Annotated in this window: 20 protein-coding genes; 8 read left to right on the top strand and 12 right to left on the bottom strand. The window is 50.0% G+C overall.

Going from position 1 to position 22,675, the window contains the following annotated elements; translation table 11 throughout:
• Positions 1–64 precede the first annotated feature (64 nt).
• Both HHL17_RS32545 and HHL17_RS32540 read right to left on the bottom strand, forming a co-directional pair.
• A complete protein-coding gene (locus HHL17_RS32545; protein ID WP_169228963.1) occupies positions 65–1,189 on the bottom strand; it encodes an NAD(P)/FAD-dependent oxidoreductase in 1,125 nt (374 codons plus the stop codon).
• Between the two features lie 69 nt (positions 1,190–1,258).
• Positions 1,259–1,624, bottom strand: coding sequence for an STN domain-containing protein (locus tag HHL17_RS32540; RefSeq protein ID WP_169228962.1), 366 nt, complete (start codon positions 1,622–1,624; stop codon positions 1,259–1,261).
• Positions 1,625–2,041: 417 nt separating this feature from the next.
• Between HHL17_RS32540 and HHL17_RS32535 the strand changes: the two genes are divergently transcribed.
• The 5 genes from HHL17_RS32535 (at position 2,042) to HHL17_RS32515 (ending at position 8,277) form a co-directional block, all read left to right on the top strand.
• A complete protein-coding gene (locus HHL17_RS32535; RefSeq protein ID WP_168872276.1) occupies positions 2,042–2,587 on the top strand; it encodes an RNA polymerase sigma-70 factor in 546 nt (181 codons plus the stop codon).
• Positions 2,588–2,632: 45 nt separating this feature from the next.
• Positions 2,633–3,748: a FecR family protein gene (locus tag HHL17_RS32530; protein ID WP_169228961.1), complete on the top strand. Its 1,116-nt coding sequence runs from the start codon at positions 2,633–2,635 to the stop codon at positions 3,746–3,748.
• Positions 3,749–3,867: 119 nt separating this feature from the next.
• Positions 3,868–6,507 (top strand): glycoside hydrolase family 2 protein, encoded by a 2,640-nt coding sequence (locus HHL17_RS32525; RefSeq protein ID WP_169228960.1) that lies wholly within the window; start codon positions 3,868–3,870, stop codon positions 6,505–6,507.
• 1 nt (position 6,508) lies between these two features.
• Positions 6,509–6,871, top strand: a complete 363-nt coding sequence (locus HHL17_RS32520; RefSeq protein ID WP_169228959.1) for a hypothetical protein — start codon at positions 6,509–6,511, stop codon at positions 6,869–6,871.
• A gap of 152 nt (positions 6,872–7,023) precedes the next feature.
• A complete protein-coding gene (locus HHL17_RS32515) occupies positions 7,024–8,277 on the top strand; it encodes a GNAT family N-acetyltransferase (RefSeq protein WP_169228958.1) in 1,254 nt (417 codons plus the stop codon).
• A gap of 8 nt (positions 8,278–8,285) precedes the next feature.
• Here the strand turns inward: HHL17_RS32515 and HHL17_RS32510 are convergent, their stop codons facing one another.
• Entirely contained in the window at positions 8,286–8,771 is a 486-nt protein-coding gene (locus HHL17_RS32510; protein ID WP_169228957.1) for a hypothetical protein, read from the bottom strand.
• Between the two features lie 106 nt (positions 8,772–8,877).
• Positions 8,878–9,465: a TIGR04282 family arsenosugar biosynthesis glycosyltransferase gene (locus HHL17_RS32505; RefSeq protein ID WP_169228956.1), complete on the bottom strand. Its 588-nt coding sequence runs from the start codon at positions 9,463–9,465 to the stop codon at positions 8,878–8,880.
• A gap of 207 nt (positions 9,466–9,672) precedes the next feature.
• Here HHL17_RS32505 and HHL17_RS32500 point away from each other — a divergent pair, with 207 nt between their 5' ends.
• The gene (locus HHL17_RS32500; protein WP_169228955.1) at positions 9,673–11,748 is read left to right on the top strand and encodes a type IA DNA topoisomerase; all 2,076 of its coding nucleotides are present in this window, start codon (positions 9,673–9,675) and stop codon (positions 11,746–11,748) included.
• A gap of 59 nt (positions 11,749–11,807) precedes the next feature.
• On the opposite strand, the gene HHL17_RS32495 is transcribed toward HHL17_RS32500, so the two are convergent.
• The 6 genes from HHL17_RS32495 to HHL17_RS32470 form a co-directional block, all read right to left on the bottom strand.
• Positions 11,808–12,641: an oxidoreductase gene (locus HHL17_RS32495; RefSeq protein ID WP_169228954.1), complete on the bottom strand. Its 834-nt coding sequence runs from the start codon at positions 12,639–12,641 to the stop codon at positions 11,808–11,810.
• 84 nt (positions 12,642–12,725) lie between these two features.
• Positions 12,726–13,628 (bottom strand): helix-turn-helix domain-containing protein, encoded by a 903-nt coding sequence (locus HHL17_RS32490; RefSeq protein WP_169228953.1) that lies wholly within the window; start codon positions 13,626–13,628, stop codon positions 12,726–12,728.
• Between the two features lie 18 nt (positions 13,629–13,646).
• Positions 13,647–14,522 carry a carbohydrate kinase family protein gene (locus tag HHL17_RS32485; RefSeq protein WP_169228952.1) on the bottom strand — a complete coding sequence of 292 codons (876 nt, stop codon included), beginning with the start codon at positions 14,520–14,522 and terminating at the stop codon, positions 13,647–13,649.
• Between the two features lie 44 nt (positions 14,523–14,566).
• Positions 14,567–16,600, bottom strand: coding sequence for a DNA ligase D (gene ligD, locus HHL17_RS32480; RefSeq protein WP_240976020.1), 2,034 nt, complete (start codon positions 16,598–16,600; stop codon positions 14,567–14,569).
• Between the two features lie 12 nt (positions 16,601–16,612).
• On the bottom strand, positions 16,613–17,560 hold the full coding sequence (locus HHL17_RS32475) for an MBL fold metallo-hydrolase (RefSeq protein ID WP_169228951.1): 948 nt from the start codon (positions 17,558–17,560) through the stop codon (positions 16,613–16,615).
• Positions 17,561–17,627: 67 nt separating this feature from the next.
• Positions 17,628–18,071: a nuclear transport factor 2 family protein gene (locus HHL17_RS32470; RefSeq protein ID WP_169228950.1), complete on the bottom strand. Its 444-nt coding sequence runs from the start codon at positions 18,069–18,071 to the stop codon at positions 17,628–17,630.
• Positions 18,072–18,561: 490 nt separating this feature from the next.
• On the opposite strand from HHL17_RS32470, the gene HHL17_RS32465 reads away from it, so the two are divergent.
• Positions 18,562–20,448, top strand: coding sequence for a beta-ketoacyl-ACP synthase III (locus HHL17_RS32465; protein ID WP_169228949.1), 1,887 nt, complete (start codon positions 18,562–18,564; stop codon positions 20,446–20,448).
• 20 nt (positions 20,449–20,468) lie between these two features.
• Entirely contained in the window at positions 20,469–21,347 is an 879-nt protein-coding gene (locus HHL17_RS32460; protein WP_169228948.1) for a DUF6999 family protein, read from the top strand.
• A 9-nt stretch (positions 21,348–21,356) separates the two neighbouring features.
• On the opposite strand, the gene HHL17_RS32455 is transcribed toward HHL17_RS32460, so the two are convergent.
• A complete protein-coding gene (locus HHL17_RS32455; RefSeq protein ID WP_169228947.1) occupies positions 21,357–21,899 on the bottom strand; it encodes a TetR/AcrR family transcriptional regulator in 543 nt (180 codons plus the stop codon).
• 24 nt (positions 21,900–21,923) lie between these two features.
• Entirely contained in the window at positions 21,924–22,619 is a 696-nt protein-coding gene (gene rpiA, locus HHL17_RS32450) for a ribose 5-phosphate isomerase A (protein ID WP_169228946.1), read from the bottom strand.
• Between the last annotated feature and the right edge of the window lie 56 nt (positions 22,620–22,675).

Below are 22,675 nucleotides of genomic sequence, written 5' to 3'. Positions count from 1 at the left end.
TATTTTGTTATTGGGTTATTTAAATATTGGGGTTGGGCATTCCAATATTTAAATAACCAAATGTCTAAATAATCAAATTCCCATGTGTTTGTCTGATGATAAACGGCAGCACTGCGGGCAGTGAAGCCATTTGTTGCACCAGCCAGGTGGACAATCTGTCTTTCAGGAACAGGTTATTGAGCAACCGCCCCATTTTCATGCGGTGGTTAAATGCCTGTCCCCATTCCCGTGCATAGTCTGCTTCCATACGGTTGCGGTCATACGCCGCATCATTACAGAAACGCAGTACAGCCGTGGCCGCCATCCGGGCGCTGTGGATCGCCATGGCCATCCCGTTGCCACACAGTGGATGGATAAGGCCGGCAGTATCTCCCGTCAGCAGCATATGTTGTTCCACTTTTGTTTTCTGTTCAAAAGAAATCTGGCTGATAGCCAATGGGTGATCAAACAGCGGACGGCTATTATTAAAAATAGTTTTCAGGTGATGATTCCGGAACAGCACGGCTTCCCGGTGCTGGTCAATATCGCCGTAGCGGCGGAAGCTGTCCATCTGTACGAGGTAGCAGATATTGAGTGCGCCCGTTTCCGTTTTAGAGATGCCGCAGTAGCCGCCGGGGAAATTATGCAAAGCCACCAGTCCGTCGGGGAATGCCCCTTCATAGTGCCCTTTTACCGCCAGCCATGGCGCAGGCTTCCGGAGGAAGGTGCGGGACAGCCGCTGGTCGAGGGTGGAGCGTTTACCAAAAGCGCCCAGCACTACCGTGCCCGTCAGTGGTGCGTGTGATTTCGTATAGACCACACAGTGGTCATGCTGGTATTGCACATCTGTCACCGTGTCGGTGATCAGTTGCGTTCCTGCGGCCAGTGCCCTGCGCAACAGGAAGTGGTCCATAGTATACCGGCTGACGCCGAAGCCACCGAGCGGCAGTGGGGCCGAGATGGTTTTCCCGTTGGCCGCCGATAGCAGCAGCCTGGAAATAGCTGCCGGCGCCAGTTCTGCAGGATCGGCGTTCAGCCATTGCAGGTATGGCAATACTTCATTGGAAATATATTCTCCGCAGACCTTATGCCTGGGATAGGTGTTTTTTTCGATCAGGGACACCCGCAGTCCGGCCCGGGAAAGGTGGATAGCACTGGTAAGGCCAGCAAGGCCGCCGCCGATAATGATAATATGATGCTCTAAGCCCATGTACATTAGCAATATACGACATATTTAACAGTGCGGTTGCCGTTTTGCCGCAGTGGGCCGAAGCCGGGGTCATGGGGAGCGGGAAGCGTTCCGGGAGAGGATGTCTGTCACAGGACCTGTTGGCGAAGCATTCTTTTTGCTGATGATGATGACTTTACCGGATATTTCCCAGGAGCAATGGAGTGGCAGGAGGATTTCATCGAGCAGGCTGCGAAGTTCCGCGCCGGTTTGCTGAAGGGATATTTTTGTATCGTAAGGAGCGGTGTTGCTGCCGAAAAAGCGAAGGCCTGTTTGTTGACTGATCTGCCTGAAGACTTCCCGGAGCGGGGCATTGCGGACATTGACGTTGACTTTTATTTTCTCCGCCTGGTTGGACATACTATGAGGTGAGAGGGAGAAGAGCGGGAGCCAGAGGATAAGGAGGTGTGTCTTCATAATATATTATAGAGGGAAGTTTGGAATATGAATAACTAATAACTAAAGGGGTAATACCGGGCAAGGGCTTCAGAGAGGTCTTTCATCTAGCCAAAAAACAATACATATATCTAAACGTGATGGATCATAAAAAGTACCATCAGCAGACACAAATTCCGGTGGTTGTTAACAAGTCATCAGTAATAAAATCATGCTTTACAAATGCTTAACAATCTGTGATGGTTGCGGTTGTTTCCCCGATAGTAGAATATCTTAATTTGGTAACAGTATATTAACTCAGAGTTAATACTATTTATGTAACTGTTCTGAAGACCCCTTTCATTTTCATTCCCGATAACCATTGACAGATACATGGGAATATAATTTATTGACTGGTAAGTTATGTTAAAACACATTATTTAATAGGGGGAAAGTACGATGGAACCTTACACTGATGCACAATTGGTAGCAGACCTGAAGGTCGGCAGCGAGTGGGCATTCACCCAGCTTTACAATCGTTATTACAAACGGCTGCACATAGAGGCTAACTACATCCTGAAAGATGCGGAAGAAGCGGCGGATGTGGTACATGATGTGCTGATCGTGATCTGGAACCGGCGGGACAAGCTGGTGGACAATCTTCATCTGAAGAGTTATCTGGCCACCTGTGTACGCAACAAGTGTATGGACCGTATCCGGCGCAGCGTGGTAAAAGAGCGCAACGTACATCAATATATGAGCCTGAAGGAACTGACCGTCTGTGTTAATCCTATGGAACGAAAAGAGCTGTCACTACAACTGGCCACTGCTATTAATGCCTTGCCCCTGGCCCAAAGGGCCGTCTTTGAAATGTCATACATGGAAGATAAAACGCAACGGGAAATTGTTGCGGAAAAAAACCTCTCTCTCCAAACGGTGAAAAATCAAATGAGCACGACTCTCCGGATTCTCAGAAAAAAACTAAAATCTTCCCGTGACCTATAGTACTTTTTGTCGTGAACACCGTTAATAGGATAACATCCCATTCAAATGGATTATGAAAAAATTAGAGACCTATCTTTTGATGAGCTGCTGGGAATGATCAGTGAGGAAGACAAATCCTTTCTGCAAAGCGCCATCAGGGAAGATCTCCAGGCACGCAATATCTGGGAGGGCATCCAGCGTGAACGCTCCCGGCTACTGGCTGATGCAAGCGAAAGCTATGATCAGCATCCCGTTGACGAGGTACTGGCAGACCTCAACACCGGGAACAGGCTTCGTTTTGTCAAAAAAGCCATCAGTATCGCCGCAGCCTGCTTAATCGCCATCGTGGGAAGCTGGTACCTGCTCGTACATACGGCACAGCAGCCGTTGGCAGCAGTACAGGACACCGCCATCCACACCATCCGCCTGATGACGGCTGAAGGTAAAACCATCGACCTCAGCAACGACTCAGCAGGAATCCGGGTGGGCAACACCGTATTAAATAATACACAACATACGCTTAGCTTCGATGCCAGCCATCAAAACGGAACCGGGATCAACACCCTCACCGTTCCGGCAGGCAAAGACTACCACCTTTTACTGGCAGACGGCACACAGATACAACTAAACGCCGCCACCACCATTAGTTTCCCGTTCACCTTCCCGGGCAAAACCCGCGAAATAACCATCAACGGGGAAGCCTATCTCCAGATTGCCGCCAAAGCAGACCAGCCTTTCATTGTGCACCTGCCCGGCAATACTGTCAACGTACTGGGCACCGCCTTTAATATCAATACCTATGATGCAGGCCTCGTTAAAGTAGCCCTCGTGGAAGGCGCTGTGAAAATAGCCACCGGCAAAAAGGACGTTCTCCTTAAACCCGGCTACGAAATCACCAGCACCCACAGCGGTATCACAACAGAAGCCTTCGACGCGGACAAAGTGCTGGGCTGGCGCACAGGAGTATATACCTTCGAAAACGCCTCCCTGCAGGAACTCGCCCCTGTAATACTCCGTTGGTTCGGCGTTACTATCGCCCTGGATAACCAAAGAGTCAGCAGCAGACGCTTCTTCGGCATTATAGACCGGAACCAGCCCCTGCAAGCTTTCCTTCATAACCTGGAACGCGCCGATGGCATCAAATCCAGGTATGACCAGCAAGGCGTCCTCCATTTTGAATAGGCTCCTGACCAGGGCTTGTCCCCCAAAACCAACCAAAATACACGGCTGCGGCCTGTAAGCACCCGCATAACGTATATTAATAGACATCGATTATCTAGTTATTATTAACCGACCTGAACATGTTACGACAAATCAGCGTTGCATTCCTCGTTTTGGGATGCACCTCCCTCAGTATCCTCGCGTCCGGCCAAACGGCGGTATCCTGGAAAATGAAACCTTCCCCTCTCCAAACCAGATGGGCCAAAGAAGTCAGTCCCTCCAATACCCTGCCCGAATACCCCCGGCCACAAATGGTACGGCCCAATTGGGAAAACCTCAACGGCATCTGGCAATACGCTATCACCAGCGCCGGCGACCAAACACCACCCGCTTCCTTTAACGGTGAAATACTCGTCCCGTTTCCCCTCGAATCGGCCCTCTCCGGCGTACAGAAAACCTTACAGCCGGATCAACGCTTATGGTATAAAAGAACTTTCAATAAACCAACCGCTAAAGGAAAAGACAGGGTACTGCTGCACTTCGGCGCTGTCGATTTCAACGCGACCGTTTTCCTCAACGGTAAAAAACTGGGCAACCACACCGGCGGCTACACCGGCTTCCAGTTCGATATCACTGACCAGCTGAAAGATAAAGGCAATGAACTGGTCGTATCTGTACTCGACCCCACCGATGCAGGCGACAACCCGCACGGTAAACAGGTGCTGCAACCCCGCAATATCCTGTACACCGGCAGCAGCGGCATCTGGCAAACGGTTTGGCTGGAAACAGTACCAGCTGTGTATATCGACGGACTGAAAATGGTACCGCAGGTAGACCAGCAACAACTCGACCTGCGCGTGAACACTCCCGGCAATGCTGCCGGCTATTCAGTGGAAGCAGTAGCATCCTCCAACGGAGCTGTGGTTGGCACCATCAAAGGCAAACCCAACACCGATTTACAATTGCCCGTTCCAAACGCCCGCCTCTGGTCGCCCAACGAGCCTTTCCTCTATAACCTTACCGTAAAACTGCTGTATAACAATAAAGTAGTCGACACCGTTGGCTCTTACTTCGGCATGCGTAAAATCGAAATCAAAAAAGACGAGAACGACCAGGAACGTATCTTCCTCAATGGAAAATACACCTACAACCTCGGCGTGCTGGACCAGGGCTTCTGGCCCGACGGGCTTTACACCGCCCCCACCGACGACGCGCTTAAATTTGATATCCTCGCCATCAAATCCATGGGCTTCAATACGATCCGCAAACACGTAAAAGTAGAACCGGCCCGCTGGTACTACCATTGTGATAAAGAAGGCATCCTCGTATGGCAGGACATGGTTACCTGTCCTAACAACAGCGCAGATGCCCGCAAGAATTTCGAAAAAGAAAATGCAGCTACTGTCGCCCAATGTTTTAACGCTCCCTCTATCGTTTGCTGGGTACTGTTCAACGAAGGCTGGGCGCGCTATGATCAGCAACGCCTTACCGAAGTGATGAAACAGATGGACCCTTCCCGCATCATCAACGGCCACACCGGTGAAAACTATGACCGGGAATCTCCCAAAGACCCCAACGAAAAATGGAAAAGCAGCGACCTGACAGACATACATGATTACCCCGGCCCTGGTATTGCGCCTGCCCTCCCCGGCAAAGCAAGAGTGCTCGGCGAATGGGGCGGTGTACAGGTGAAAACACCTAATCACCAATGGAATGAAGCCGACGGATGGGGGTATATTTCCATCCCGGCTGCTGCCTTCGCGCGCAAATACGGTTTCATGAACAGACACCTGAAAATATTTGAAGAAGAAGGTCTCAGTGGCTCTATCTATACAGAACCATTTGACGTGGAAACGGAAGAAAACGGCCTGATCTCTTATGACCGTGAAGTGATCAAAATGCCGGTGACCCAATTGCGCCAGATACACAGCGCTTTCGTTCCACCCACCAGCGATGTGGCTGCCGCTTTCATCGTTAAAGACATCGACACCACCAATCCGGACAACCAATACGCCACACTGCTCGAAGCCTACAACAAAGGCAAAAAAGACGGGCCTTTCCTGCTACAACTGGCACAAATGGCACTCCGTGTAAACGATAAGCCCAATGCTACCAAAGTGTCCAATGACTACATCGAACAGTTGAAGGCGCCACTGACACGCAGCCAGATGGCATTTATCAATAAATTCACCACCAGCAGCCGTGACAAAGGTTTCGCCCTCCTGATGGACAACCGTGACCAGATCAACAAAACCCTTGGTCAGCGCCAGGCCGATGCGAGACTGATGACCATCATCTACAGCGAAGAAATTAAACCTTATGTGCAGGACGCTGCTGCCCGGCCTGATTGGAGCAAAATAGAAGCGAAAACCAAACAATATGGCGCCCCCGGAGAAGAAATATTCCTGCGCGCCAAAACCATTCACCTCCTGAATCAAAAAGACTGGGACAACTTCGCCGCCGCTGCCGATCAATATGTGGGTAAATGCGCTGCTTACATCGCTCCGAATGAGCTGAACACTTACGCATGGACCGTCTTTGAAAATATCTCTGACCCCACGCACCTCAACAATGCCGCCAACTGGTGCCAGCACCTGCTGAAAGCGGACAACAACCCGGCCTATATAGACACATATGCCAATGTACTGTATAAAGCCGGAAAAAAAGATGATGCCATCGCTAATGAAGAAAAGGCTGTGGAACTGGCCCCCTCCAGCGATAAAAAGACTTATCAGGATATCCTGGACAAAATGAAAAAAGGTGAAAAAACATGGAAATAAAATGAAGTCAGCAGCGGCATATTATGAGATGTCATTACTCGCCGCTGCTCATTTTAATGTCCAACCCTTCCTGGCAGACTACGTGATGGTACATACCCTTTTCCCGTTATGCCAGGAAACAGCAGCCGGTTATATGGAGCAAGGTGCCCTCAGAAGGCTGCTGCTCAATACCCTCGGACATTTTCAGGTGATACAGGAAAAACATCAGCTCCTGCTGACATTTGAAAATGGCTATACTCTCGCCCACTTCAACAGCGATATCACCTGGACTGATTTTTTTGCGGGTGGATGCGTTCCGTTTGAAGGCCCCGTATTGAATAAAATAAGGGCACAGTACAAGGACTGGGGTATGACTGAAAACTGATCAACATAACTCTCGTTTGGCGACCAGAGTCATAAAGAAGCCCGCATTGTGTATACAATGCGGGTTTCGACTTTTTTGCACCTGGCATTTTTTTGTAGTAGTTTTATTGAGAAAACTATCCGTAAATTCTGTTTGTCCGTTAATCTGACGTCATGAATACCATTTTACGCAACGCTACTCCCCCACAACTGGAAGCTGCCATCGCGCAAAATCATTGTGATTTATTCTTCCTCGACGCCCGTATCAAAAATGGCGTCATACACACGGAAGAAGGCCTCTCCTGGACTTACGTCGGAGCGGAAAGCAGTGGCACCATCCTCTTTCCCGCGCTGTCCGGCGATACCGCAAAGCTGAATGAGATGATGGAATACTATCGGACTCACCCAAGCAAGAATCTCGGATGCTGGTCACTCAACCCACCGGCAACAGCGCAGCTGGATGTGCTGCTGCTCGCCCGTGGCTTTCAGCCGGGATGGCAACCCTGTTGGATGGCACTGGAGCTGCAAAACATCAACGCGGCCTATGCTGCGCCGGAAGGCCTGCATATTGCACCTGACAACGCCACGCCCCTACATACCATTAAAGCGCTCCCCTATGCCGAAAACAACAACCGGGGAACGACAGGCTTGCAAAATGAAAGCCCGGAGCTGGTACAACGTTTTGTAGCTACGTTGCATGGCCGTATTGTGGCACAGACCCTGCTGCTGTTCGGCGGCGGAGTAGCAGGCATTTACAATGTAGGAGTGGTACCGGAGGCGAGGGGCCGCGGCATTGGCAAGGCCATCGTCAACGCCGCCTGTATACATGCCCGCGAAAAGGGATATCATTACGCCACCCTGAATGCCAATCCCATGGGCAGGCCCATATACGAACAGTTAGGCTTTCAATGGATCAATGACGGGGTTACCTGGTGGATTACCGATGACCGGCTGCAGACACGTCCGCCTGACGCTGAACAGATAGCCCTTGCGGAAGCAGTTGGCAAAGGTGACATGACCGCGCTGCAAGCCTTCGCCGGCGCAGATCTGCATGCCCCTCTCTGCAATGGTATGCGTTTACTGGAAGTGGCCGTACACTGTCAACAACCAGCGGCAGCCGAATGGCTGATAGCACATGGTGTTGCCTGTGGTGCTTTGGAAGCGTGGAACCTCGGCTGGAAAGACCGCGCCGCGGCCATACTGGCTCAAAACCAGGAAGAGGTGAACCGCCTGTATGGGGATTTTCAATATACACTGCTACATGCGGCTATAGAAAAAAATGATATCGCACTGGCTCAACTGGCATTATCCGCCCACCCTAATCTGGAGATCAAAGACGCCATACACGACGGTGACCCGCTGGGTTGGGCTGAATATCTCCACAGAGAAGAAATCGGGGATATGATCAAAGCATATAAGTCGGCCTGAACGATATCCTATTCCATAGGTTCACTGTCTTCCAGGTTATCCACACTAACGGGAACGGTTGAACGATAACTGACTGCGATACCAAAGGGATCGCAGATTTGAAACCGACCTTCGGCAAACAGCATCATCCACTCTTCTGATTCATAAAAAGTAAGTTGAGGAAACTCCAGCGGAAACTCGCTAATGTCCACATCCAGCCAGGCGCGTTCTGCTGTGGTGATCTTGTATGTTTCAGGATCATTGGCCAGTGTCTGTTGAATGAATAGCAGCGATTTCTCCATGTATTCCCCGACATTGGCCACCACCTGTTCCGTAAAACGGAGCATATCCGGTGATAGATGTGCTTCTTTGGTGATGAGGTATATGGGTACCTGTCCGCTGAATAAAGGATGTTGCAGGGAAATATCAGCTTTCCACACAAATTGATCATCTGGGGCGGCTTCTGCCTGTAGTAGTCCGAATGCTGATTGATATGTTGGCGCGGGGTTCGTCATGGCTCAAAAATATAACTTCAAACGCAAAACAATGATGGATAACCGGAAAAAATCCACCGTCATCTCCTCACATCGGGAGAATCAGTAAAAATCATGACCATCACAGTTACAGCCAGTCTTCCGGCACGTCCGCCAGTTCCTGTACCACATTGAGCGTAGGTAGAAAGGTAAACCGCAGCTGTAGTTTATTGATCGCCGTCAACAGGCGACGAAGCCAATGGGCAGAGCCGGCATCCACAAAATCGAAAAGTTCAGGATAAAAACGTTGCATGCCCAGCAAGTAAAAGCCGCCATGTTGCGCCGGACCAATCACTACCTGATTATGTTTCAGTGCGGCGAAGGCTTCCTCCAACAGTTCGGGCGACAGGTGCGGACAATCCATACCGACCATGACCACCTCCTGGTAACCGGTAGCAAATACCATGTTAAAGGCCAGTGACATCGATTCGCCGGCATCATTGCCCAGTTTTGGGAAAATAATGTATTCCTCCCACAAGCCGTAATCAGCCATTTCTTCCAGCACTACATACTTGTCCATATTGATATAGGAGGCTGTTTCCTGCGTATGGTTCAGCAGCTGATGGAGTATTACACGGGTTTTGAAGTCTCCGACGGAGTCCTTTAGCCGGGTGTGAGCAATGGTGACTTCCTTATCTCTAGCAAGGACGATCAAAGCCTGATTAAATGCTATCATAAAATCCAGGGTTTAAGGATTTAGCACCAACAATTTACGGGATTTCAGGGGGAAAGGTTGTCGGAAGATTGTTAATAAGAACATTTACGCCTTGTTATAATTGTTAATCTTCTCATAATAACCCGCGATTAATGTATACCGGCAGCCTATTAAAATCCGGCAAAAACAGTAAATTGTCCGATATTTGTTACCCTATTTCAACTTTTTATGAAAGTTTGCATTGCAGAAAAACCAAGTGTAGCCAGGGACATAGCAGAAGTAATCGGTGCGAAGCAACGTAAAGATGGCTACTACGAAGGCAATGGCTACCAGGTGACCTGGACTTTCGGCCATTTTTGTACACTGAAGGAACCACATGATTATTACGAACAATGGAAATTCTGGCGGCTGGAAGATCTTCCCATGATACCTCCCAGTTTTGGTATCAAACTGATAGAAAATAACGGCGTACAAAAGCAGTTCAAAATTATCGAGCAGCTGGTACAGCAATGTGATGAAGTGATCAACTGCGGTGATGCCGGCCAGGAAGGCGAACTGATACAGCGGTGGGTGCTGCTCAAAGCGAAATGTGCCGCTCCTGTCAAGAGATTATGGATCTCCTCTCTCACGGAAGAGGCTATACGTAATGGTTTTCAGCAGCTCAGAGATGCCGGTCAGTATGATAACCTCTATGCCGCCGGCAGTGCCCGTGCTATCGGCGACTGGCTGCTGGGCATGAACGCCACCCGTCTCTTTACCAAAAAGTTTGCTGTCGGTAAAACGGTACTGTCAATTGGTCGGGTGCAAACCCCTACCCTCGCCATGATCGTAGCCCGGCAGAAAGAAATCAATGCCTTCGTATCGGAAGATTACTGGGAACTGAAAACGGTATACCGCGACACGGAATTCACCGCCGCCATTGACCGCCTCGGCAGTGTGGAAAAAGCACAGAAAGGACTGGCCTACTTACAGGAACATCCGTTTGAAGTGACTTCCTTCGAGAAAAAAGATGGCAAAGAAGGCAATCCCCGCCTGTTTGACCTCACCTCGTTACAGGTGGCGGCCAATAAAAAATATGCATACTCCGCAGACGACACCCTCAAATACGTGCAGAACCTCTACGAGAAAAAACTGGTCACCTACCCCCGCGTAGACACCACCTACCTCTCGGAAGACCTGCATCCCAAAGTAGCCGGCATCCTCCAGGACATGACGCCCTATGCGGCGCTCACCGCCCCGGTACTGGCTAATCCCATCCCAAAACTGAAAACAGTTTTCGATGATAAAAAAGTAACGGACCACCATGCTATCATCCCGACAGGCGTGCACCCCGGCAGCGGACTGCCACCGGAAGAAAAACGGATTTACGATCTGATCGCACGCCGCTTCATCGCGGCGTTCTACCCGGAATGTAAAATATCCAACACCACCGTACTGGGAAAAGTAGGACAGGTACCGTTTAAAGTTACCGGTAAACAAATCCTGGAACCAGGCTGGAAAGAAGTATATGCCAACGATACCAGCATTAAAAAAGATGGTGAGGAAGAAGAGAAATTTATTCCGGATTTTGTAGTGGGAGAAAGCGGCCCGCATACGCCCCGCATCCATCAGGGCAAAACGTCCCCGCCCAAAGCCTTTACAGAAGCAAGCCTGCTCCGTGCCATGGAAACAGCCGGTAAACAGGTGGATGATGATGAAATGCGCGAACTGCTGAAAGACAACGGCATCGGCCGCCCTTCCACCCGCGCCAATATCATCGAGACACTGTTCCGCCGCAAATACATCGACAAAAGAAAAAAGAACATCTTCGCTACGCAAACCGGTATCGACCTGATTGATACCATCCAGACGGAGCTGCTCAAAAGCCCTGAACTGACCGGCCAGTGGGAACGCAAGCTGCGCCTGATCGAGAAAGGGGAATATGCCATGGATACGTTCAAAGATGAACTCATCACCATGGTGGCCGATCTTACCAAAGAAGTGAAAACGGCCAGCTACAAAACCATTACCATCGTACCGGACGCGCCACCGCCGTCAGCAGACAAGGAAGATAAGCCGAAAAAAGAACGCAAGCCCAGAGAGAAGAAACCGGTAGACCTGGCGGTGCTCAACTGTCCCAAATGCAAAGAACACCAGTTGATAAAAGGTAACAGTGCATACGGCTGCGCCAATTTTAAAGTATGCGGCTTTAAAATTCCGTTTGAGGTAAAAGGGAAAAAACTAACTGATAAACAGATACAAGACCTGGTGACAAAAGGGAAAGCCGGCAAACTATCCCTCACCGCAACTTTTGAAATACAGTAACATAACAATATTGTAGCCCCGGGCTTCGGCCCGTGAACCCGGGGCTACGATACTGATAATTAATAACCGGTGCCTACCGTTGTCGCTTTCCAGGCTTCCACTTCTTCTTTGATCGCATCAATTTTAGCATACACCATGTTATACGCATCTTCACCCAGGAAGAGATGTACCGGCGGATTTTCCGCTTCGCTTACCTGAATGAAGGCTGCTGCAGCTTTCTCAGGATCACCAGCCTGGTTGTGATTGATTTCATTTTGGTGACGGGACAGTTGTTCCCTTACCAGCGCGTAGTCTGCAATAGGCTTCGCAGGTACTACGAGAGAACCACTGGAGAGGAAGTCTGTCCGGAAATAACCGGGAGAAACGATGGTGACATGTACGCCCAAAGGTTTCACTTCTGTTGCAAGCGATTCAGAAAGGCCATCTACTGCGAACTTGGTAGCGCAATAGATACCAAAGCCGGGGAAGCTTCCGGTGAAACCAGCGATAGAAGACACGTTGAAGATATGCCCTGACTTTTGTGCGCGGAAATAAGGCAGCACTTTACGGATAACGTTGAGCGTACCGAAAACATTGATCTCAAAGTTACCACGTGCTTCGCTGTCAGACAGCTCTTCGAGGCCGCCTCCCAGACCGTAGCCGGCGTTATTCACCACCACGTCTACACGTCCGAAGCGTACCACGGTATCTGCCAGCGCTTTAGCGACACTGGATTCGTCATTTACCTGCATGGTGAGGGGCAGGAAATTATCATCTGTAGCTATTTTGCGAAGCTCATCGATGTTACGGGAAGTAGCCGCCACGCGATAACCGCCGGCCAGCAGTTTTTTAACAAGGTCCCGGCCTAATCCTTTGGAGGCGCCAGTCACAAACCATACTTTTTTGTTGCTCATAAGATGTTCAATTTTTTATGGCAACAAAATTAGTGGAGGCAGGCATGCCGGTTGTTACGCCAAACAAACGAATGATTGCAAAAATCAAACAATTCGAAATCCGGTCGGGGTCATCTGGGTATGTTTCCGGAAGAAGTTATTGAAATGAGAAGGTTCCTCAAACCCAAGGCTATAGCTGATTTCCGCCACATTCCAATCGGTATGGCGCAGCAGCGCTTTCGCCTCCGTCACAATTCTTTCCCCGATATGGGTAGTGGTAGTTTTACCGGTAGTTTCTTTCACCGCCCGGTTCAGGTGGTTCACATGCACCGACAGTTCCGCTGCAAAATCGCTGGCAGAACGCAGCCGGAACAATCTCCCCGGCGCTTCAATGGGAAACTGCCGTTCCAGCAGTTCCATGAACACGGCCGTAATCCGTTCATTGGCATTGCGGTGCTGGTAAAGCTTCTCTGAAGGTTCCATTTTCATCACCAGGTGCACCATCTCCATGAGATAATTACGGATCAGGTCATACTTGCCCCGGTAGTCGCTGCTGATTTCATCCAGCATTTTGATGAACAGCCGTTCCACTTCTTTCTCCAGCTCCGTAGTGAGCTTGTAGGAAGGTTTCCCGCGCGGGTGGAACATGGGCAGGTCTTTTAACGCATGGCGGCCCATCTCTGTCAGAAATGATTCACGGAAGATGCAGAAATAGCCGGTGGCCTGTCCTTTAGACAGCTGCTCCCACGCGTAGGGCACCTGTGGATTAAAGAACAGCAGGTTACCATCTTCGGCCAACAGGCTCCTGTCGGAATAATGATAGATGAACTTGCCACGCAGCAGGCTTATCTTATAGAAGTCCCGGCATTTGTAGGCCATGCTGGGGTTAGCAGGCTGAAAATCCTCCAGCCGGAAAACATTGAAATGCCCGATGTCCTGTTGAAGGTTCTCGGGTATCCAGTTCATTTTCTCCTGGTAGAACTCTGCGATGGTTTGTGCTTTTGCCATAAGGCTAAGTTACGAAAATCAAACATCAAATCTGCTACCCTCATATTCCGGGTTGGCGCCTTCGCAGGTGGTGACGAAGCCGCTGACTTCCACGGCCAGGTCCAGCGCCGCCGGGACGGTTCGTCCTTTCAGGATTTGTGACAGGAAACCAGCCAGAAAAGAATCGCCGCTGCCTACGGTATCCTTCACCGTTACCTGTTTGGCCGGACGTTCATACTGCTCATGCTCGTCCACATATACGGCCCCTTTGCTGCCGCGGGTAATGATCAGCTGCGGCACACCGTAACGTTGCATGACAATACGGGCGCCATCGGCCGGCGTGTCAAAAGTATCACCCGTAGCATGCAGCACCAATTGTAGTTCTTCCTCATTCATCTTCACCAGGTTAACGCGGCGCAGCAGTTCCCGGATCGTGTTCATATCGCTGTGAGGCGGACGGATATTGATGTCCAGCACCTTATAAGGAGCTGCGTCCAGCAGTTTCCACAAAGTATTGCGGGACACTTCGCTGCGTATAGCGAGACTGCCAAACACAAAAGCGCCGGAGCGGCGTACCAGTGCTTCCTGCTCCGGTTGCCAGGCGATAAAGTCCCACGCCACCGGTTTCAGGATATCGTAATGCATTTCATGATTGGCGCCTTGCGTGGCCAGGACTGTGCCGGTAGGCTGCTGCGTGTCCAGCTGCAACAATGTTTCCGGGACCTGCCACTGACGCAGGATCTTTCTTAGTTCCTCCCCGGCTTCATCCGCGCCGGTTCGACTGATAATATGGCTGTCCATTCCGAGGCGGGAAAGGTGGTAGGCTACATTGAAAGGGGCGCCGCCAGGCTTGCGGACGCCATTAGGAAATACATCCCAGAGTATTTCCCCAAAGCATACGGTAACAGGCTTCATGCGAATTGTTTTAGATACAGTAAGCGGGAAGATACTACTTTCTGTTATTCGCGGAACAGTTTTTCCAACCCTGCAAGTGCCGTTTTCATGTTGATACCCTTTCCCAGCACAGGTTTGAAGATATCGCCTTCTTCCCGCACGCGCTGTACAGCGTTGTGAATGGTGAAATCTTTCATGGTCAGTCCTTTTTTCACTTCTTCCCAATGCAGCGGCATAGACACCGTGGCGCCAGGTTTGGGGCGCAGGGAATAAGGCGCCGCCACCGTGGCCTGTGGCCTGTTTTGCAGAAAGTCGATATACATTTTTCTTTTGCGCCGGTTGGTAGCACGTTCTATACTGGTAGTATCCGGCAGGCGGCCATGCACCAGCCGCGCAATGATACGGCCGAATTCTTTGGATTGTTCATAGGTGTATTTTGCGCCCAGCGGGATGTAGATATGCAGCCCCGTAGAACCGGACGTTTTGCAATAACCGGGAATGCCGGCGGCGTCCAGTATTTCATGCGTTACCTGCGCCGCTTCTATCACCTGGTCAAAAGTGGTCTTATCAGGATCGAGGTCAATAATGCACCAGTCGGGGTTTTCAGGCTTCCGCAGCCGGCTGCTCCAGGGGTTGATTTCAATACATCCCAGTGATGCCATATACAACAACGTTGCTTCATTTTCCCCGACGAGATATTCTTTTTCACGGACCTCGTCACTGCTGTGATAAGGAAAAGTAGGCACCCATTCGGGCGCTTTGCCGGAAACATCTTTCTGATAAAAGCTCTCTCCGTTGATGCCGTTGGGGAAGCGATTGAGCGACTGTGGCCGGTCTTTGATGTAAGGCACCAGGAAAGGCGCCATCTGGTAGTAATAGTTGATCATATCCCGTTTGGTGATCTTTTCACCCGGCCAGTAAATTTTACTGAGATTGGTGAATTTGAGTGCGTGGCTGTTGATAGTACGCACCTGTGTTTCTTCACCGGGATTGAGCAATGTTTTACGGACTTCGACTGCCGCGGGTTTCAGCGCTTTTTTCAGGGATGCGTTTTTTTCCGCTGCTTTTTTCGTGGGTGCTTTTGCGTTAGTCGTCTTTGTTTTAAGCGGTTTCTCCGCTGTTACCTGTGCAGGTGTTTTATCTTCCCGCATGCCTTCGAAAGAGGGATGACGCATGACACCATCGGTGGTCATTTCGCGGAAGCTTACCTCACAGATGAGTTTTGGCTTCAGCCAAACTGCAGCTGCCTGCGGCGGGTTGGGCCGGAAGCGGGATGGTTTATTCACATCGGGGACTACGGCAAACGGGGATTTTTTTATTTCCAGCGATGTGAACCGCTTCATCATTTCCTGTTGTTGGGCAAGGGAAAAACCGGTACCGATCTTCCCGGTGTATTGCAGTGTATCATTTTCGTATACCCCTACCAGTAAGGAGCTGAAAGGTTTGGAAGAGCCTTCGTTTTTCGTATATCCGCCGATGACCACCTCCTGCCGGTTGCTGGTTTTTATTTTGAGCCATTCACGCGTGCGGACGCCAGGATAATAGCGGCTGTCCGTCTTCTTGGCCATGATGCCTTCCAATTTGAGCTTTTTGGCCTGTTCGAAGAAATCGGTGCCATCTGTAACAAAACCTTCACTAAAGCGAAGAATGTTGTTGTTCACCGGCATTAGTTGCTGCAATAGTTTTTTCCGTTGCATCAATGGTAGCGAAGTAAGGTCTTTACCATTGAGCCAGAGTATATCGAAGAGATAGTACACCAGTTGACCATCTGCTTCGCTGCGCCACTCCTGCAACTGGCTGAAGACCGTATAGCCTTCCTCATCGATCACCACAATTTCGCCATCCACCACTGCATTGACTTTCCACTGTTGCAATGCCTGATGGACAGGATAATATTTTTCATCGAAGGATTTGTTGTTGCGTGATCGCAGTTCCACCTGGCCTTTTTCCAGGAAAGCCAGGGCGCGATAACCATCCCATTTAATTTCGTATAGCCATCCCGGTTCGTCTGTAGCTGTGGCTGCGAGGGTAGCCAGCATGGGCGTGGTATTGCCGGGTTTGGGCATCGTTTGTTTGCCGGAGGTCCGTTGAGCGCACATATGCAGCTGGGTTTATGACTTTCGCCGGTTGTACAACAGTGCGCCGGTAGCCACCAGCATTACCACACCGGCCAGTATCAGCCATTGGGGGATGCGGGCCGCTGGCACATACTCTACGCCGTTAATACCCGCCACGGCTGCCTCTCTGACATACCGTCCGCAGCGGGGCCGTGCTGCCGACTTAAAGTGATCGGCCATCCATTGCAGGCGGTGTTGCATGGCGGCACCATAAAGCGGACGGCCATGGCCGGTGGCAGCTACCTCCGGTTGCAGTTCCGCCAGTTTCTTCACGCTGGTTTCCGCTGATATCCAGTCGGAGGTGAAATATTTCGGCGGACCGGAAACATGTTTCGTCTGCATCATAGTACTGCTGAGGGCTTCGGCGCGGGTAGTAACGAAAGCGTCACCGGCGAGCAGCAGTTTATCTTCTTCCCGGAAAAGGCTGATATGACCGGGCGTATGACCGGGAGTCTCAATATAACGCCAGCCATCCAGACCGGGAACGGTTTTATCTTCCGGCAACAACAGCAGATGGCCGTTGAGGTCAATAGGATCTGAGGGAAAAGTCCAGGACATCATGGTCATCAGGCCGCCACCGGCGCAGGGATCTGGTGGTGGATAGGCCGACCGGCCGGTGAGATAGGGCGCTTCCAGGTAATGTGCATATACCGGTACTTCCCATTCCCGCAGCAGTGCCGGCAAAGCGCCTACATGGTCAAAATGGCCATGGGTGAGCACGATCGCTGAAGGCACAAAGTGCGGCGCAAACAATTGCCGGGCGGCCCTTTTGATCTTATAGGCCGATGTACGAAGCCCGGCATCTACCAATACCCATGAACGGGTACGGGTATTCTGTACCAGGTACATGTTCACAAAAAGATCGCGGATGCCCCATACGCCCGGTGCTACCTGAAACCACGCCCTGTCTGCCAGCTCTTCGATGTTGGTAATGTTTTCCATAGTATGCACTTTTGGAAGTTGTTACCACAATTCCCGTTCCTGCAATAAAGCATGAGCTTGTCAGGTATTAACAGGCCAGTACAAACGGTCCCATTTCATCCGCGAATTTTCTTTCGCTGCTATGGATAGGAACATCGTTGATAGAAGCAAACCGGCGCTGCATCAGCCCATTGGCATCAAATTCCCACAGCTCATTGCCATAGGAACGAAACCAGTTCCCGGATTTGTCATGCCACTCGTATTCGAATCTCACCGCGATCTTGTTGTCGTTAAAAGTCCACAGTTCTTTCTTCAGGCGGTAATCCAGTTCTTTTTCCCACTTTTTAGTCAGGAAAGCCACTACTTCTTCCCGGCCGTTGATAAACTGGTCGCGGTTGCGCCATTCCGTGTCTATGGTGTATGCCTTTGATACTTTCTCCGGGTTGCGGCTGTTCCAGGCATCTTCAGCCATTTGTACTTTCTGTAAGGCTGTTTCGTGTGTAAACGGAGGAAAGGGAGGTTTCTGTTCCATGTTTTGTGTTTTTTGATTTGACTTGATTTAATTTACAGACAGACCGATCTGTCTATTTTAAACAAAGGTAGGGTTTATTATTATTTGACCAAGTAATTTTTTTGGGGGATGGGAAAATGGTTTTTAGGGAACTATCGGAGAGATGGAAAGATAATCTTTAACATATCAGCAGGAAAACATCGAGAGATGCAGAAATCATCTTCAACATATTAAAGAGAAACTACCAGATAAATATCAAAAGAAACCAGTAGAAAAATATGGAAGAGAAAACACTGAAAGGATTGAATGATCATCTTTAAGATATTAAGAAAACACCGAAGAGCGTGACAGATGGCCTCTATAGTGACTTTTCTGTGATATACCTGCAGACAGTTTTAACATCACTTTATCTCCTCTTCAGCTTGCTATATCTAAAAATTCGACTAATTTAAATTTTAATAGACCTGAGCCACACATTTTTTTTCATCCACATTTTGATAATACTCCCAATATGCAGTTAGAGAACGTCTACATCACAGCTGCCGGTAAATATCTCCCGGGCGAGCCTGTTCACAACGATGAAATAGAACAATACCTTGGATTGATTGACGGCAAACCATCCCGCAGCAAAACGAAAATGTTGTCCCAGAACGGCATCCAATCCAGGTATTATGCGCTTGACCAACAACAACGTACTACCCATACCGTTAGCGGCATGACCGCCAGGGCCATCGAAGATTGCCTTGACCGTAACGGCACCAGCAAAGAAGATATCCATTTTATATCCGCTGCCACTACCCAGTCAGACCTGCCCGTACCTGGTTTCGCCAGTATGGTACATGCCGACCTGGGCAGCCCTGCCTGCGAGATAGCCAGTCACCAGAGCGTTTGCGCAGCCGGGCTGATGGCTATCAGAAACGCCTATACGAATATTCAGACCGGCGCCGTGCAAACAGCCGTAGCCTGCGCAGGTGAACTGGCCAGCAGGCTGTTCAAAGGCAAACGGTTTGAACAACAACAACGTATCCGGGATGGGCACGGACTGGAACTGGAAACAGATTTCCTCCGCTGGATGTTATCTGATGGCGCAGGAGCACTACTGCTGCAAAACAAGCCCGCTGCACAACACATCAGCTTACAAATAAACTGGATAGACCTCCGGTCTTATGCGCACCTGTATGAAGTGTGCATGTATGCCGGCAGGAACAAAGGAGAAGCCGGCGGCCAGCCGCTGTCCTGGATGGACTATGACAGCTTCTCAGAAGCAGACCGCGACGGTGCGCTCAACCTGAAGCAGGACCTGCGCCTCGTGGACAATATGGTGAAGCTGGGCGTACAACGTTTCTTTGAACTGATTGATGACGGAAAATTTGATGCTGCCGGTTTCGACTGGCTGGTATGCCACTACTCTTCCCATCACTTCAAGGAAAAGATTATACAACTGCTGGCAAAAGGCGGCGTGAGCATCCCTGAAGAAAAATGGTTCAGTAATTTGTACTCCGTCGGTAATGTGGGCACCGCTTCCATTTTTGTGCTGCTGGAAGAATTGTTGCGCACCAAACCGTTGAAAGCAGGTGATAAAATATTGTGCATGGTGCCGGAAAGCGGTCGCTTTATCTCCGGTTTCATGATGCTGACGGTTGTTCCTCCCACAGCCACACAAACATTCGATCCCGCTTCGCTATTGACCGAGATCAAAGCTCCCGAGATCAGGATACAGCAGGACAATCCCACTCTCGAATGGCTGATACGCCAACTAACCACCGTGTGGATTGATTTTGAAAGTTCCCTGCGACAGGTGCCTATTGTTAAAAAGATATTTTCCGGTACACTGACACTGGAAGAATACAAAGCCCTGTTGTTCAATCTCCGCCAGCAGGTGATAGACGGTTCCCAGTGGATTGCCCGTGCAGCCTCCAACGTGAGCATCGAACACTTTGATATCCGTTCTTCCTTTATCTCCCACTCCCGCGATGAACACCGGGACTACCAGATACTGGAAAAGAACTATATTCAGTGTGGCGGCACCCTGGAAGAACTGCAAAAAGGCGAGAAAAACATTGGTAGTGAAGCGTTGAGCGCTTATATGTTCCAAAGGGCCAGCCAGCCAGACCCATTCGATCTGCTGGGCGGCATGTTCATCATTGAAGGCCTTGGCAACCGGGTGTCCGGCAATTGGGGCCGCGCCATTCAGCAACAGCTGCAGCTGCGTGATGACCAGGTTTCATTTTTCACTTACCATGAAACCAGCGATTCCAATGAGAATCATTTTGAGCGGTTTGAAAATGCTATCCAGTCGGGCCTCCTGACCACCAGCCTTGCAGAAAGGATCGTGAAAACCGCTAAAGTGGTAGGCCGTTTGTACCGCCTGCAACTGGAACAAATTGGAAATTACTGAACCGAATCCGTCATCTCTGTATGAAAGACAGTACTTATTTTGAAAAACTGGAGAACAACCCGAGAGACCCAAGCCATTGGCACGCCCTGTTTCTCGATAACAGTATCCCGTTCAATCCGGACGCCAAGGCAGCATTTCTCTACGACGCCAGCCGCAGGACCAAACAGTTCCTCTATCCTTTTGTGAAAGTGTTTGCCCGCCTGGGCATTATCCTGTTGCAGATATTTAAAGCCATTGCGCCCAATGTTATCAACGCACCGCAACGGTTGCACCGCTGGCTGTACAGGGGCATGAAATATTGTATCACGCCGGAAGCCAATTTCCTTATCCTGCGCCACTTTTACCTGGGGTCGGAAGTATTGCGTTTCATCAAAGACAATGTGAAGGATATTGAGGATATTCCCATGAATCCGTTGAAACCGGTGTCTGTCAATGCCGTGAAGGATGATCTTTTTTTAAATCACGATCTCAACCTCTACAACTTTATCATCAACCTGAACAATGCGCTAAAAGCAAAAGGCAAGACCATCACGCAGGTGGAGCAGCCTGATTTCAGCGCTATCAGTACCGGACCTTTGCCCTTTGAGCCTTTCCGTGACAAGTGGAGTAATTGTATTGATTTGTCTACCGCCATCGAGATATTCACGCCGGTGTACCAGTTTTTCCTGACCGACAGTGATTTCTGGAGAGCCTCCAATTCGTTGCAGCTGGATGAAGTGATTGGTTTGTATGCGGCCACGATCATGGACTGCCCCGAGCGCTTGGTAGCGTTGAACAACAAACATCCCATGATTCCGCTGCCTACCTATGGAGCTGCCTTCCGGCTTACGTTGCATGGTCTTTCCACAGAGGTGCTGCATGCATTGCTGGTAGAACAAAAACTAAAGTCCCAGGGCTGAAACCCTGGGCTACAGTAATTCAGCTGCCATCTTCCTGGCTTCCTGCACCGGCCACTGGTTGGCATACAACTGGCTTTCCACCATGGCAGATTCAAACAGCAGGTATATGTGGTCCTGCACCAGTTGTTTTTCTTTGTTGAGGATAACAGAAAAATACGCGCGCAGATCTTTCTTATGATCGCGGATAATGCGGAGGGCTTCCCCATCCTGTTCTGTGATTTCGGAGAGAATATTCAGAAAGGCGCATCCCCGGTAATTTTCTTTTTCGTTGATGTCCAGCAGGAAATCGAAGGCCGCGAGAATTTTCTCCCTGGGCTTGGAAGGCTTTTCCGTGAAGGTTTTCAGCGCATTGAACCAGTAGTTGTGCCGGTATTCCAGGAAGGCTTCCAGCAAAGCTTCCTTGGAAGTAAAATGCAGGTACAGGCTGGCGCGCGCCACCCCTGCTTCCTGCAGCACCTGGTTGATGCCGGTAGCATGGTAACCTTGCCGGTAAAAAAGATCAGTAGCGGTATCGAGCAACCGCTGACGGGGATCACTGCTTTTCTGCTTCATTATGCAAAGATAAGACAGACTGATCTATCTTTCAGGATATACTGCCGTTACCCCGTTTTTACCGGCGATGATGGCTTCATGGGCCATTTGGTAAAACAGGGATGTTTCCAGTATGCCGGGTATGGCTTTTAACTGTGGATTAATTTCTGCAACCGGGGGAAATGCTGTGAACCAGATGTCGATCAGCAGATTGCCTCTTTCGGTAATGACCGCACCATCTTTTTTGTTGCTAAGCCGCAGTTGCGGACGGGCGTCAGGGTAAAGGCGTAACAAGGCCTGTTGCACAAAAGACAGCGCGTCCGGGATGAGTTCAATCACCACCGGCACCGTAGGCAGCAGCTTTTCCACATACTTGGAGCCGTCGCCTATCAGTATGAATTGTTGCGTCATGGCGGCCAGCAGCTTTTCGAGGGTATGTACGCCTCCCCCGCTTTTCAAGGCGTTGAGGCCACGGTCGAATTGGTCGCACCCATCGAAGTGGATATCCAGCTGCGCCATGGAAGCCGTTTCTCTAATAGTAAAACCATATTCCTGCAATAGCAGCCGGGTATTAAAAGAGGCTGTTGCCACGGAGATGCTTTCCCGTAGCGCCGGAACTGCCGCTATTTCCTTTACCAGGTGTGCAATGGTGCTGCCGGCACCCAGTCCCACGGTATACCCTTCACGCACATACGTCAAAGCCTTTTTGGCCGCTTCCAGTTTGTAGTCAATCGTTTCCATGCAGTATAACTTCACCTAAAAGTACCTAAATACTTCAGCAGGAAGTACTTAAAAAA

Origin of the sequence: Chitinophaga fulva (assembly GCF_012927205.1) — a bacterium.
GTDB classification, from domain to species: Bacteria; Bacteroidota; Bacteroidia; order Chitinophagales; family Chitinophagaceae; genus Chitinophaga; species Chitinophaga fulva.
Note: the sequence above shows the minus strand (reverse complement) of the source record. Positions and strands in the feature narration are given on the sequence as shown.

What these genes read in the sequence shown, in the direction of transcription:
- HHL17_RS32545 (WP_169228963.1), bottom strand. Translation starts at nt 1,189, where the DNA reads ATGGGCTTAGAGCATCATATTATCATTATCGGCGGCGGCCTTGCTGGC.
- HHL17_RS32540 (WP_169228962.1), bottom strand. Translation starts at nt 1,624, where the DNA reads ATGAAGACACACCTCCTTATCCTCTGGCTCCCGCTCTTCTCCCTCTCA.
- HHL17_RS32535 (WP_168872276.1), top strand. Translation starts at nt 2,042, where the DNA reads ATGGAACCTTACACTGATGCACAATTGGTAGCAGACCTGAAGGTCGGC.
- HHL17_RS32530 (WP_169228961.1), top strand. Translation starts at nt 2,633, where the DNA reads ATGGATTATGAAAAAATTAGAGACCTATCTTTTGATGAGCTGCTGGGA.
- HHL17_RS32525 (WP_169228960.1), top strand. Translation starts at nt 3,868, where the DNA reads ATGTTACGACAAATCAGCGTTGCATTCCTCGTTTTGGGATGCACCTCC.
- HHL17_RS32520 (WP_169228959.1), top strand. Translation starts at nt 6,509, where the DNA reads ATGAAGTCAGCAGCGGCATATTATGAGATGTCATTACTCGCCGCTGCT.
- HHL17_RS32515 (WP_169228958.1), top strand. Translation starts at nt 7,024, where the DNA reads ATGAATACCATTTTACGCAACGCTACTCCCCCACAACTGGAAGCTGCC.
- HHL17_RS32510 (WP_169228957.1), bottom strand. Translation starts at nt 8,771, where the DNA reads ATGACGAACCCCGCGCCAACATATCAATCAGCATTCGGACTACTACAG.
- HHL17_RS32505 (WP_169228956.1), bottom strand. Translation starts at nt 9,465, where the DNA reads ATGATAGCATTTAATCAGGCTTTGATCGTCCTTGCTAGAGATAAGGAA.
- HHL17_RS32500 (WP_169228955.1), top strand. Translation starts at nt 9,673, where the DNA reads ATGAAAGTTTGCATTGCAGAAAAACCAAGTGTAGCCAGGGACATAGCA.
- HHL17_RS32495 (WP_169228954.1), bottom strand. Translation starts at nt 12,641, where the DNA reads ATGAGCAACAAAAAAGTATGGTTTGTGACTGGCGCCTCCAAAGGATTA.
- HHL17_RS32490 (WP_169228953.1), bottom strand. Translation starts at nt 13,628, where the DNA reads ATGGCAAAAGCACAAACCATCGCAGAGTTCTACCAGGAGAAAATGAAC.
- HHL17_RS32485 (WP_169228952.1), bottom strand. Translation starts at nt 14,522, where the DNA reads ATGAAGCCTGTTACCGTATGCTTTGGGGAAATACTCTGGGATGTATTT.
- ligD (WP_240976020.1), bottom strand. Translation starts at nt 16,600, where the DNA reads ATGTGCGCTCAACGGACCTCCGGCAAACAAACGATGCCCAAACCCGGC.
- HHL17_RS32475 (WP_169228951.1), bottom strand. Translation starts at nt 17,560, where the DNA reads ATGGAAAACATTACCAACATCGAAGAGCTGGCAGACAGGGCGTGGTTT.
- HHL17_RS32470 (WP_169228950.1), bottom strand. Translation starts at nt 18,071, where the DNA reads ATGGAACAGAAACCTCCCTTTCCTCCGTTTACACACGAAACAGCCTTA.
- HHL17_RS32465 (WP_169228949.1), top strand. Translation starts at nt 18,562, where the DNA reads ATGCAGTTAGAGAACGTCTACATCACAGCTGCCGGTAAATATCTCCCG.
- HHL17_RS32460 (WP_169228948.1), top strand. Translation starts at nt 20,469, where the DNA reads ATGAAAGACAGTACTTATTTTGAAAAACTGGAGAACAACCCGAGAGAC.
- HHL17_RS32455 (WP_169228947.1), bottom strand. Translation starts at nt 21,899, where the DNA reads ATGAAGCAGAAAAGCAGTGATCCCCGTCAGCGGTTGCTCGATACCGCT.
- rpiA (WP_169228946.1), bottom strand. Translation starts at nt 22,619, where the DNA reads ATGGAAACGATTGACTACAAACTGGAAGCGGCCAAAAAGGCTTTGACG.